Annotated in this window: 10 protein-coding genes; 1 reads left to right on the top strand and 9 read right to left on the bottom strand. The window is 71.7% G+C overall.

The features are described 5' to 3' along the window. Positions 1-207: 207 nt before the first annotated feature. The gene (locus ACWGL3_RS00395) at positions 208-3,045 is read left to right on the top strand and encodes an AfsR/SARP family transcriptional regulator (RefSeq protein ID WP_267949336.1); all 2,838 of its coding nucleotides are present in this window, start codon (positions 208-210) and stop codon (positions 3,043-3,045) included. A gap of 190 nt (positions 3,046-3,235) precedes the next feature. Here the strand turns inward: ACWGL3_RS00395 and ACWGL3_RS00390 are convergent, their stop codons facing one another. From ACWGL3_RS00390 to ACWGL3_RS00350, 9 genes are all read right to left on the bottom strand, one after another. Further along, positions 3,236-4,102, bottom strand: coding sequence for a JmjC domain-containing protein (locus ACWGL3_RS00390; RefSeq protein ID WP_267949337.1), 867 nt, complete (start codon positions 4,100-4,102; stop codon positions 3,236-3,238). A 218-nt stretch (positions 4,103-4,320) separates the two neighbouring features. Further along, on the bottom strand, positions 4,321-5,307 hold the full coding sequence (locus tag ACWGL3_RS00385; RefSeq protein ID WP_267949338.1) for a hypothetical protein: 987 nt from the start codon (positions 5,305-5,307) through the stop codon (positions 4,321-4,323). Next, a complete protein-coding gene (locus tag ACWGL3_RS00380; protein WP_267949339.1) occupies positions 5,304-6,671 on the bottom strand; it encodes a radical SAM/SPASM domain-containing protein in 1,368 nt (455 codons plus the stop codon). Before ACWGL3_RS00380 ends, ACWGL3_RS00385 begins: the two co-directional genes overlap by 4 nt. Positions 6,672-7,200: 529 nt before the next feature. Then, entirely contained in the window at positions 7,201-8,571 is a 1,371-nt protein-coding gene (locus tag ACWGL3_RS00375; RefSeq protein WP_267949340.1) for a class I adenylate-forming enzyme family protein, read from the bottom strand. Next, positions 8,568-9,530 (bottom strand): ACP S-malonyltransferase, encoded by a 963-nt coding sequence (locus ACWGL3_RS00370; protein WP_267949341.1) that lies wholly within the window; start codon positions 9,528-9,530, stop codon positions 8,568-8,570. Before ACWGL3_RS00370 ends, ACWGL3_RS00375 begins: the two co-directional genes overlap by 4 nt. After that, positions 9,527-10,474 (bottom strand): ACP S-malonyltransferase, encoded by a 948-nt coding sequence (locus tag ACWGL3_RS00365; protein WP_267949342.1) that lies wholly within the window; start codon positions 10,472-10,474, stop codon positions 9,527-9,529. The genes ACWGL3_RS00370 and ACWGL3_RS00365 overlap by 4 nt, the downstream gene beginning before the upstream one ends. After that, a complete protein-coding gene (locus ACWGL3_RS00360) occupies positions 10,471-11,250 on the bottom strand; it encodes a 3-oxoacyl-ACP reductase family protein (RefSeq protein WP_267949343.1) in 780 nt (259 codons plus the stop codon). The genes ACWGL3_RS00365 and ACWGL3_RS00360 overlap by 4 nt, the downstream gene beginning before the upstream one ends. Before the next feature lie 7 nt (positions 11,251-11,257). Beyond that, on the bottom strand, positions 11,258-11,911 hold the full coding sequence (locus tag ACWGL3_RS00355; protein WP_267949344.1) for a GNAT family N-acetyltransferase: 654 nt from the start codon (positions 11,909-11,911) through the stop codon (positions 11,258-11,260). After that, positions 11,908-12,177, bottom strand: coding sequence for an acyl carrier protein (locus ACWGL3_RS00350; RefSeq protein ID WP_330156283.1), 270 nt, complete (start codon positions 12,175-12,177; stop codon positions 11,908-11,910). Before ACWGL3_RS00350 ends, ACWGL3_RS00355 begins: the two co-directional genes overlap by 4 nt. Between the last annotated feature and the right edge of the window lie 76 nt (positions 12,178-12,253).

The following is a 12,253-nucleotide window of genomic DNA, read 5'->3' as shown; positions in this document are numbered from 1 at the left end:
ACCCTTTCTGCTGGTCGGGCCATGGCCGCGGCAGTCGGCCTGTTCGCCGGGAACCACGATCAATCCCCGCCGGGAAATCCGTGGAAAAAGTGCCTTCCGCAAAGGGTTTTGGAGCGATCTTCCGGGAGTACACTCCTGGGGTCCAAGGTACTGCTGTGCTCCCGCATACCACGGGTATGGGTCGTCCCCTTTCGTTCCAATCCGGGAGTGGCGTTGACGGTCGAGATCTCTGTACTCGGCGACATCGAGATGCGGATCGACGGGCGCCCCGTCGATCTCGGGCACATGAGGCGGCAATTCGTGTTCGTCGGGCTGCTGGTCGACGCCGACCGCCTGGTCACGGTCGACCAGCTCATCGACCGGGTCTGGGGCCCACGCCCTCCCGACGGGGCCCGCTCCTCGCTGTACAGCTACGTCTCGCGGCTCCGCTCCGCACTGGGCGCGGTCGACGGGATCACGGTCGATCGGAGGCCCGGCGGCTACATCCTCAAACTCGACGACGATGCCACTTCCGTAATCGACCTGTACCGTTTCCGTGAGATTGTCGCGAGGGCGCGCAATTCGGCGAACGGCGAATCCGCACTGGCCCTGTTCGAGGAGGCGCTGGGCCTTTGGCGGGCCGACGCGTTCGGGACCCTGGACAGTACGTGGGTCAACGAGTTCCGGGAAAGGCTCCGGCTCGAACGCTTCCGGGCCGAATTGGACCGCAACGACCTGCTCCTCCGCCACGGAAGGCAGGCCGAACTCCTGGGCGACCTCTCCGACCTCGCACAGCGGCACCCGCTCGACGAGCGCCTGGTCGGCCAGCTCATGCTCACCCTGTACCGGGAGGGGCGCGCCGCGCAGGCGCTGGAACACTACGAGCGCATCAGGAGGATGCTCTCCGAGGCGATGGGGACCGACCCCGGCGCGGAGCTCAAGGAACTGCACCGCAAGATCCTGCACGCGGACCCGGCCCTGGACGCGCACGACGTGTCGGACGCGTCCGCGCCGGACCCCGATGCACGGCCGGCTCCGGCACCCCCGCCCCTGCCCATGCAGTTGCCGCCTCCTCCGCCGCTGCTGGCCGGGCGCCGGAGGGAGATGGCCTTCCTCGACGACACGCAGGCCCCCGGGGCGCTGCCGGTCACCGTGGTCTGCGGTCTCGGCGGGGTCGGCAAGACCTCGCTGGCGCTGCGCTGGGCGCACGACAACCTCGACCGCTTCCCCGACGGCCAGCTGTACGTGAACCTGCACGGCTTCGCCCCGAGCGCGCCCGCCACGAAACCGCAGACCGCCGTCCACGACTTCCTCACGGCCCTCGGGGTGGACCAGCAGGCCGTCCCGTCCAGCGCCGAGGCGCGGTTCGGCCTCTACCGCAGCATCGTCGCCCACAAACGGATGCTGATCCTGCTGGACAACGCACGCGATGCCGAACAGGTCCGCCCCCTGATCCCCGGGTCGGCCTCCTGCACCGTCGTGGTCACCAGCCGCGAGCGGCTCAGCGGCCTGCTCACCACCGGGGGCGTCCGCGTCGTCGCCCTCGACCCGCTCACCTCCGCCGAGGCGCGCCAACTGCTGACGGCCCGTGTCGGGGAGCGCCGAGTGGCCAGGGAACCGGAGGCGGTGGACACCATCGTCGCCGGCTGCGGGCGGCTGCCCCTCGCCCTGTCCATCACCGCCGCCCACGCCGCCGGCAGCCCCCACCTGCCGCTCGCCGAACTCGCCTCCGAGCTGAGGGAGGCCGAGAGCACGCTCGACGCCCTGGACACGGGCGATTTCGCCACGTCCCTGCGCAGCGTCCTCGACGCCTCCTACCGGGCCCTCCCCGAACCCGCGGCACGGCTGCTGGGCCTGCTCAGCGCGGCGCCGGCGCAGGACATGGGGGTTCCGGCCGCGGCGGCGCTCGCCGGGCTCACACCCGCCCGGACCAGGCAGCTGCTGCGCACCCTGGGGTCGGCCCATCTCGTCGAGCAGCCGATGCCCGGACGCTACCAACTCCACGACCTCGTCCGCCTCCACGGCAGGGAGCGGACCGAACAGGACCGGTCCGAGGAGGAACGCCGCGAGGGCCTGTCCGCGCTGGTCGACTTCTTCGTCCGCACCGCGGCTCTCGGGAAGCACCTGCTGGCGCCCCAGGAGATCCTGTCGGACGCGGTCGTGGAGCCGACCGAGGAACGCGCGACCGCCTACGGGCTGACGGGGGAGGCCGACGCACTGGCGTGGTTCACCACCGAGCGCTCCCTGCTGCCCGCTGTCATGCGCCTCGCACAGGACCTCGGCCTCCACCGCGAGGTGTGGCGGCTCGCATGGGACACGCACACCTTCCTGCGGCGCTGGGGGGACGTCGACGACTTCGTCGGCAACAGGCGTGTCGGCCTGGACGCGGCCACCAGGGTCGAGGGGCCGGACGCCCCGACCCTGCGGGCGATGGCCCACCGGGGCCTGGCGACCGCCCTCATCCAGGCGGACCACCGGGGGGAGGAGCCCTTGGAGCACCTCGCGCGGGCCGTCGCCCAGTTCGAGGAGTCCGGGGACCTGCTCAACCAGGCCCACACGCACCAGATCTACACACGCTTCGGGCTGCACATCCGCGACGAGGAGATGGCGCTGGAGAACGCGGAACGCTCCCTGGAGCTCTACCGCCGTGTCGGCAACGCCACGTGGGAGACCAGTGCGCTCAACAACCTGGGCTGGACCCTGGCCCAGTTCGGCCATTACGAGAGTGCCCGGTCCCACTGCCAGGACGCGCTCAAGGCCAGCCGCGACCTCGGCTACAAGGTGGGGGAGGCGGCCTGCCTGGACAGCCTGGGCTACATCGCCACCCGGGCGGGCCGCCACGAAGAAGCCGTCGAGCACTACCACGAATCCCTTCCGGTGCACCGCGTCCTGCGGGACTCCTACGAGGAGGCGAACACCCTCAGCGGCCTGGCGAAGGCGCACCTGGCCCTCGGCGAACCGGGCCCCGCACGCGAGGCATGGACACAGGCGCTGAAGCTCTACCGCGAACAGCACCGCACGGAACAGGTGCTGGAGATCGAGGAGAGGCTCCGCGAACTGCGGTGATCCTCCCGGGCCGCCCGTTCCCGTGCCCGGGGCGCGGAACGCCCGGGCTCCCGCTGCGGGCCCGGTCCCCTCGCCGGACGCGGGGCGGACCGGCAGGGGCCCGCCCCTCACGTCGCGGCGGAGGGGACCGGCGCCGGGCCGCGGGTCCGTCCCCCCGCGGCCCTGCGCGCCGCCGCTTCCGGCGGCGCGGTCACTCCGCCGGGGACCGCAGCACCGCGCGCAGCCGGTCGACGGCCTCGGCCGCCAGCTCCTCGGGGGAGCGTCCGGCGTGGTCGAGGGGCAGGAGCTCCCGCAGGGGCTCCGGCGTCCCCCCGAGCCTGATGTACGACTGGAGGACGTCCCTCCACGTCCGGGGTTTGATCGCGAACGACAGGTGCAGCGACGGCTCGTCCGTCGCGGCCCCGGCGTGCGGGTGGCCGCGGGGGATGTAGAGGGTCTGCCCCGGCCGCAGGACCGTCTCCAGCACGGGGTCGAACTCGGGCCGGGCGTCGCCGCAGGGCGTGGCCGGCCACCGCTCGGAGGGATCGCCGACCGACCAGACCTTGGACCCGTGGATCTGGCACAGCAGGCCGCTGGCCAGGTCGTAGTGCGGGCGCGCACCCGAGTTCCCCGCGGGGGTCAGGAAGGCCGCGCAGTAGATCCCGAACCCCAGGTCCTCCTCGAGGCCGGAGGCCAGTGCGGCCACCTCGGGCACGAGCAGGCGCACCTCCTCGAAGATGATCGTCGCGCCGTCCTCGTAGGCCCTCAGCAGGGCCGCACCGTCCGCGAAGGGCTCCCGGCCGGGGCCGGGGCGCTCACGGGCCGCGGAGTACTCCTGCTGCGGTACCGGCGCGCCGTCCCGGAGCAGCCGGAAGCACGAGACGGGAAGGCCCGGGGTCCCCAGCAGGGAGAAGGCCCTGTCCAGGGGGAAGGCCCGCGCCACGTCCGCGGACGCCTCCGCGACCGCGGGTGCGTGTTCCCAGTGTTCGAGGAAGGCGTCGGTGTCACCGACCAGGCGGCCCAGGGTGGGGCCGTGGCTCCTGAGCTCCTGCCGATCGGTGGTTGTCGTGGGTGTCATGCGCTCTCCAGTGGAAGGGTCGGACGCGCCCCGGCGTCGACCTCGGCGGGTCGTCGGGCGCGGGGGTCGTGGTTCGCCGGTCACAGAAGGGAGGGGCGGGGGAGCCGGCCCGGGCCCTGACGGGGCGTGACCGCTGCCGGCCGCGGGGGAGGGGGCCTCCCTCGCCGCGGCCGACGACCCGGGCAGCCGGTTCCCGGGGGCCTCCGCGGAGCGGCGGGTCAGGAACCGGCGCCGACACGGGCCCCTCCCCCCTCTCCCCGGGTGCGCTCCTCCTTGGGCCGCCTGGTGGCGCGGTGCATCTGCGGCGGCGCCGACCAGAACGTCTCGATGGGGAGGGAGCCGTCACGCGACCGGACGTCGGCGCGGGCCGGAACGGGGAGGACCTCGAAGGCATCGCCCTCGACGCTCACCAGCCGGTTGTCGAAGGAGAACACGCCGGGCGCCCCCCGCGCGGCCAGTTCGCCCGGAACGGTGAAGGAGCGCCCGCTGTTGACGTTGGTGAGCATGGTGGGCCGCCCGGGGGTCGCGGCGATCAGCCATTCACCGCTGTGCGAGGAGCGGATCGCCGCCGGGACCGTGCCGAGCCCCAGCGTGTAGAGCGTGCCGGGCCGGTCGGCCTCGGTCCGGTGGAAGTGCGCGGTGTCGGGTGACTGCTCGGGGACGGACCAGACCCCGCCGAGCACCTCGTCGTAGCACGCCAGCCGGTGGTTGCCCGTGAAGGACAGGGACGAGGTGTCGGTCCGCGCCGTGCGGGGGTCGAGCTTGTGGACGGTGCCGTCCGCGAGGACGCACAGGATCCGGCGGCGGCGGTGCTGCCAGGCCAGGACCAGGGGAGGGGCGCCGAGCCGCTGGGACGACACGGTCCCGGCCGCCGAGAGCAGCGCCAGTTCCGACTCCGAGGCGGCGGCGACGAGGGTGGCCTCGTGGCCGGCGGCTCCCCCGGGCTCGAGGAGCAGTGAGCCGGGTTCGGCCGAGCACACGCTCCGGGTCCCCGCGTCCGGACTCCACGACCGGACGTCCTCCCCGTCGTGGACCAGGAAGCGTCCCGTTCCGGACCCGGCGTGAACGGCGGTCCCCCGTCCCGCGTCGACGATCTCCCCGGAGCGGTCGGCCCCCAGCTCCATGGCGCGGACCAGGCCCCCCGCCGTGGTCCAGGCGCACCAGGTGCTGTCGTCGTCCACCGCGATGCCGGCCCGGCCGGTCATCGGGCCCCCCTGCTGGCGGCCACGGTCGTGATGGTGGGACCGATCCAGACCTTCTGGGGCGGGCAGGGCCGCTCACCCTCCTGGATGCGCACGAGGGGGCAGTGCGCGCCCTGGCAGGAGGGCCGGAAGAAGCACGAGCGGCAGCCGGAGTCCTTGGCGTCGTCGTTGTCCACCCACAGGCTCATCAGCTCCGGGTCCAGACCCAGGTCGCCGTCGGCGCCGAGCTGTCCCACCGCGTTGCGCGGGTCGCGCAGGGCCACGGTGCACTTGTTGACCAGGCCGTTGGGGCGGATCACGAAGGACCACGGCGAGGCGGCGTAGCAGACGGATCCGTTCGGCTTCAGGAACACGTCGTCGGCCGGGTCCAGGCCCGCGTCCAAGGCGCTCGTGCACAGGCCGAGCTTGGTCATCTCCGCCTGCTTGCCGGAGAAGGCCTCCGAGTCCTCGCCCTGGGGGCCGCCCCAGTCGCCGACCGGCCGGTAGATGACCCGGAACCGCTTGTCGTGCGCGTACAGCCGGCTCATCTCCTCGATGAGCTCGGGCACGTGGACGCTGTTCTCCTCGGTGAAGTTCGTGCGGATGAGGGCGCGGAAGACCTTGTCCGTGCGCGACATCTCCGTCAGGTTGGCGACGATCTCGTCGAAGGTCTTGCCGCCGCCCATGAGGAAGCGCGAGGAGTCGTGGGTGTGCGCCGGCCCGTCCAGGGTGATCTGGTAGCTGCTGATGCCGAGTTCGATGCAGCGGGCCGCCACCTCGGGGGTCAGGAGCAGGCCATTGGTGGTGATGCCCGCGCTGTACTCGACCCCCTCCTCGGCGCAGAAGTCGAGGAAGAACGTGCTGAGCTCCTCGATCACGTCGAAGGCGACGAGCGGTTCGCCGCCGAACCAGGAGACGGTGAGCTTCTCGATGCCGTGTTCGCGGCGGTAGCGCCTGACCAGGGCCTTGACGCCCTCGCGCACATGGGTCGCCATGCGGCCCAGCGCGAAGTCCTCGTAGCAGTAGGTGCAGCGGAAGTTGCACGCCTCCGTCGGCATGATGATCAGTTCCAGGCGGTCGGTCCGGTTCTTGCGCCGGTCGCGCAGGTCGTCGGCGGCGGCCAGCTCGTCGTGGGAGGAGGAGACGAGGAAGCCCTTGGCCACCAGCGTGTCGAATAGGACCCTCTCCTCCGAGTCCGGATCCGGTTGGGAGAGCACGCTCTTGCGGTTGTGGAGCAGGGCGTGGACGCGCTCGCCGAGCGGGGACCCGACCTTGAAGACGCTTCCCCGCATGGAGTTGTAGAGGACGACCGCGCCGATGTCCTCGGCCTTGGTGACCACGTTGAATCGGGAGGGACGGAACGTGCCGTCGGGAGCCTTGTCGGGCATGGTCGATCCTCTGTTCGGAGAGTCGTACGAGCAGGGCCCCGCGGCGGGGTCTCGGGATCTTCCGGCCCCGCCACGGGGCCTGTGGTGCTTCGGTCGCCAGCCGTTCGGGCCGGGCCAGAGACGCCTGCTAGCAGTTGAAGTCGATGAACGAGACCTCTTCGTCAGCGGCGGACTCGGTGATGATCTCCTCGAACTCCTGCATGGGAACCATTCCTCTCTGAGATTCAGCGAAATTGACTCGGGAAGTCCAATGTGGCCGGCGCTGTCTTTCCCGGGTGAAGCTTTTGCCTTTGCGGGGCGGGTTCGCGAACAGTGCTCATATTAGGACGCCATATTTTTTCCTGTCAACCCTCTCCGAAGTGTTTTCCGCTTTGGGGGCGGGCTCCTTTTCCGGGCAGGCCGAAGAAGCCGAATGGCCTCTCTCGGGTTCGGCTTTCTGGGCTCTCGGTATATCGCTTCTGTAATTCCTCCTGCTGTATCTCTCCTTTTTATTGTCCTACGTGTTCCCCGTGTTACTCTTCGCGGTTTTTCAGCGAGCCGTTCCCGGTGTTTCCCCCGCCGTGACCGACGAGCGCAGCGCGCGGCGGTCGGGCTTGTCGGTCCTCGTGCGGGGGAACTCGTCGAGCAGGTGGATCTCCCGCGGCCTCAGGTGCACGGGGAGGTGGTCGCGCAGCGCCGCGCGCACCTGGGCGAGCGCCGCCCCGCCGTGCCCCGGATCGGCCACCGCGAACGCGACGAGCCGGTCGCCCCTGGCCTTCCCGGTGGGCACCCCCACCACGGCGGCCTCCCTCACGGCCGGGCAGGCGGCCATGACGTCCTCGACGAACCGCGGGGGGAAGGTCTCCCCGTGCACGACCAGGGACTCCTTGATCCTGCCCTCGATGGTCAGGTGGCCATCCCCGGCGAGGGAACCGCGGTCCCCCGTGCGCAGCCACCCGTCCCCGGTGAAGGCGTCGGAGTTCGCCCCGGGATCGTCCAGGTAACCGTCCATCAGGCCCGGGCCGCGGAGGTGGACCTCCCCCGTGTCCGGGTCGATCCGGGCGGAGGAGCCCTTGACGAGGGGGCCCACCGTGCCGGGCCGCCAGTCGTCCGGGACCGACTGGGTGACCCACGCGACCGTCTCCGAGAGCCCGTACCCGTCGTGGATCGGGCCGCCGACCACGTCCACGTAGCCCTCGACCAGGGAGACCGGGAGCACGTCTCCGCCGCACCCCCGGAACCGCAGGCCGCCCAGGGCGGAGGCCAGGTCCCGGTCCTCGCGGGCCGCCGCGAGCAGGGCGGCGTACATCGAGCCGACGCCGTCGAGGGTGGTGAACGCGCCGCCGCGGAGCAGGCCGGCCACCCGGTCCATGCTCAGCCGCGACTCCACGTGCAGCGCGAACCCGTGCGCCAGCCAGTACTGGACCACACCCCACCCGTAGGAGTTGAGCAGCGACATCGGCACCAGCATCCGGTCCCCGGGACCGACCCCGGCATGGGCGGCCACCGTGTGCCGGTGGTAGTCGATCGCACCGCGCGACAGCTCCACGGCCTTGGGCTCACCGCTGCTCCCGGAGGTGTAGAGCAGGGTGTGCGTGGTCTCGGCGAACGCGGGCCGGCCGTCGTCGGCGACGGCCGTGACGGCCGTCGGCCCGCCGCCCGCCCCGGGCGCGACGACGGCGGCCACGCGCCGGGTGCACCCCATGCGGCGCCACCGCTCGCCCTGGCAGAGCACCGGAGACCCCAGGGACTCGGCGGCCAGGGCCGTGAGCACCGCGGTGTAGGCGTCGTCGCGGCCGAGGACCACACCGTGCCCGGGGCCCGCGCCGGCGGAGGACAGCGCCCGCGTCAGCGCCCCGGCGTCCTCTGCGAGACGGGGCCCGGGCACCTCCTCCCCGTCGATGAAGAGCGTGCCCGTCATGTCCGACTCCTTTCCGGGGATGCCGCGGACCGGCCGCCCACCCGGGCCGGGCCCGCGCCGGCCGTCGTCAGACCCCGGGCGCGGCCGTCGGGCGCCAGGACCGTGACGTCGAAGTGGTCCCTGGTCAGCCGCTCGAACAGGTTGCCGGGACCGATCACGTGCACCCGCCGCACGCCCAGCTCCCGGAGCCGGCCCACCACGAGCGGGAAGTCGACCGGGGTGACGCAGTCCTGGAGCAGCGTGTCGCGCAGGTCCTCGGCGCTGTCCACCAGGACGCCGTCGGAACCGCGGACGAAGGGGACCCCCGCGTCCCGGAAGCGGAACGCCGCGGTGCCCTCGGCCGTCCGGTCCCGGAGCCCGGCGTTGGACGGACTGTGCTCGGCCTGGGGGAAGGTGAGGACGGAGACCCCGCCCCCGGCCCTGACCTCGCGTTCGAGGAGGGGCAGGTGCTCCGCCGACACGTTGAGCAGGTGGATGGTGTCGCTGAAGTGGCCGGCGACCTCGGCCCATCCGCCCTCGGACTCGACCCGGGCCCGCAGCTCCTCGAGGCGGTCGCGCCCGACCCGGTACACGAAGTGGGACACCCTGCCGTGGTCGGCCGCGTTCCACACCTCCTCGGACGCGGCCACGGCCTCGCCCATCCGCATCATGTCCGCGAAGGACAGCGCTCCCACGTAGTGCAGCGCGGGGAGGTGGCCGATGCTCGCCGCCGTGCAGAGGCGGGCGTCCCCCTCCTCCGACCTGATGCGGTCGGCGAGGGCGGCGCACGTGACCAGATAGGCCTGCCGGGCCTCGCGGGAGTAGGACTCCGAGGTCCGTGCGAACCGCGGGAGGATGCCCGCGCCCAGCACCTCCTCGGCCTCCTCCAGCCGGGCACGGGCGTAGGGGTCGGTCTCCAGGAAGTCGCCGGTCTTGGCGTGCAGCGGCGGGACCGTTCCGCCGAAGAGGACCGCGCTCATCGGTGCTTTGCCATTTCTCGGAGGAAGGACGGCGCCTGGTCGAAGCGGATCACGTCCGCCCCCTTCGCCCTGCCGATGAACGTGAAGGACTTGGCGATGAAGTGGCCGGGGCCCACCACGACGAACCGGGTGATTCCCAGCGCGAGGAGGTGCTCGATGCCCTCGGCCCAGTACACGGTCCGCGTGTACTGGGTGATCAGGGCCTCGCGCACCTCCTGCGCCGTGGTCAGCGGGTGGGCGCCCATGTTGCAGATGAGGGGGACCCCCGGGGCGCGCACCAGGTCGGCCTGTTTCCACTCGGCGGCGAAGCGGCGCTCGGCTTCCGCCAGCATGGGGGAGTGGCCCGGCGGGCCGTGCGGGATGCGCACGCCGACCCCGCCCGTCTCCGCCGCCAGCTCGTTGACGGCGGTGAGGGCCCGGCCCTCGCCGGACACCACCATCTGGTCGTCGCCGGTGACGGCGCAGGGCGCCACCTCGAACCCCTGCCCGGTGAGCTCCCCGATCTTCGCGTGCACGGCCTGGAGGTCCACGCAGTAGCAGAACGTGCTCCCGTAGTCGCGTCCGGCGAAGACCTCCTCCTCGATGGCGGCCATGGTCCGCACGGTGCGGACGGCGTCGGTGAACTCCAGCGCCCCGGCGGCCGCGGCGGCGGTGATCTGCCCCAGGCTGAGCCCGGCCGTGTACGCGGCCCCCTCCCTGAGCCGCGCGGGCAGGGACTCGTACAGGGCGATGCCCAGGGCGACCGACATGGGCCGGATGAGCGGACCCTGGTTGACCAGGTCCGCGTCGGCGGAGTGGAAGGCCCCGACCAGGTCGGCGCCGATCGCCTCGGAGGCGTCCTCCAGCCGTCGGCGGACCCGGGGGAGGGCCTCGTACAGGTCCCGGTAGTCCCCGGGGCGCATGGCCACCTGGGGGTTGAACAGGACGGCCGTCCTCTGTGTCATCTGGTCTTCGCCATCCCCCGGATCACCGACGTGAGCCCGCCGTCCACGACCATGGTCTGCCCGGTCATGTAGCTGGAGCCCTCGCGCGCCAGGAACACGACGGCCTCGGCGATCTCCTCCGGCTCGGCGGGACGCTGCAGGGGGATGCGCTCGTTGACGATGATCTCCAGCTGGTCCTGCGGGAACTCCTGGATCATGCCCGTGCCGCCGGAGAGGCCGGGGGCGACCGCGTTGACCCGGACGCCGTGCATGGCGAACTCGGCGGCCAGGGAGGCGGTCAGGCCGGAGAGGCCGGCCTTGCTCGCGCAGTAGGCGCTCAGCCCGCCCTTGCCGACGAGGCCGAGGATGGAGGAGACGTTGACGATGGCGCCGGACCGCTGGAGCATCATCGGCAGGGCACAGGCCTTGATGCAGTTGTAGGCGCCCACGAGGTTGGTCTGGATGACGTCGTTCCACCCGTCGGTGGACTCGGTCGAGACGATGGTGCTCGCGGTGCAGATCCCGGCGTTGTTGACCAGGATGTCGATGCTCTTGTGCTCCCGGACCAGGCCCTGCACGGCCTCGGTGACCTCCGCGTAGTCGCGGACGTCGATCTTCACCGCCTGGGCCGTGCCGCCGAAGGCGCGGATCTCCTCGGCGGTCTTCTCCGCGACCTCGGAGCGCGAGAGGTAGCCGACGGCGACGCCCGCGCCGAGCTCGGCCAGGCGCAGGCACACCGCGCGGCCGAGGCCGCTGCCGCCGCCCGTGACCAGGGCGAATTTCGAGTCGAGTTCCATGTGCTTCTCACGGCTCCTTCGTGTAGGACCTGGTGATGTCGTCGAACCGCCGGTTCTGCATGTAGTCCCGCAGCAGCGCGCGGGCCTCGGCCTTGTCCGAGGCCGGCACGGTGTCGCCGAAGAAGGCGTCGCCGGTCATGCCGCTCTCGTCCGCGCCGTAGTACTCGTCCCGCAGGTACGAGGTGACGATCGCGTCGTGGTACCGGCCGTCGAGGAACAGGTAGTCGCGGAGGACCCCTTCGATGACCATTCCGGACTTGACCAGCATCCGGATCACCCGGGCGTTGAAGGCGGCCGTGATGAACTCGATCCGGTGCGCGTTGTGCGCGTGGAACAGTTCGTGGACCAGCAGCCAGGACGCCTCTCCGCCGCACCCGGAGTCCCACAGCTCGCTGTCGCCGATGACGCCGCCGACGGTGTAGCTCCCCGGGTACTTGCGCTGGCGCCACTGCACCAGGCCGACCGGGACGCCCTCGTGGGTGCGGACCATGGCGAACTTCTCGGGCCCGGACTCGATGGCCGCGCGGATGCCGGACGTGCTGGTGAACCGCTGGGAGCTGCCGGTGCTGAGGGCGCCGACCAGGCCCTTGCGGAACCACTGCGCGACGAGGGGGTACTCGTCGTCCTCGATCGCGGACACGCTGACCAGGGCGCCCCTCACTCGGAGCCCCCCTCGCGCCCCGCGAGGAACGCCGCGATGGAGGCGGGGGTGCGGAAGGTCTCGGTCGCGATCTCCGAGACGTCCAGGTCGTAGCGCTTCCGGAGGACGGCGAGGAAGCGCAGGACGTCCATCGAGTCGATGCCGTGGACGCACTGCGGGCCGAACAGCTCCTCGTCGCCGCCGATGGACTCCGGCGCGGCGTCGATCTCGAAGAGCTCGACGTAGACCTTCTTCACTTCGCTTTCGTAGGACTCGGTCGTGCGCATTTTCAAACCCCTGTCGTTCTGGAGAGCTTTGGCTCGGTGTGTATTCTTCTGCTGGTTGCTGTTCATGGTCGGAAAA

The sequence above is a fragment of the Nocardiopsis sp. NPDC055824 genome, from assembly GCF_053616335.1.
The sequence above is the reverse complement of the archived record's forward strand: the minus strand, read 5'-3'. Positions and strand labels throughout refer to the sequence as shown.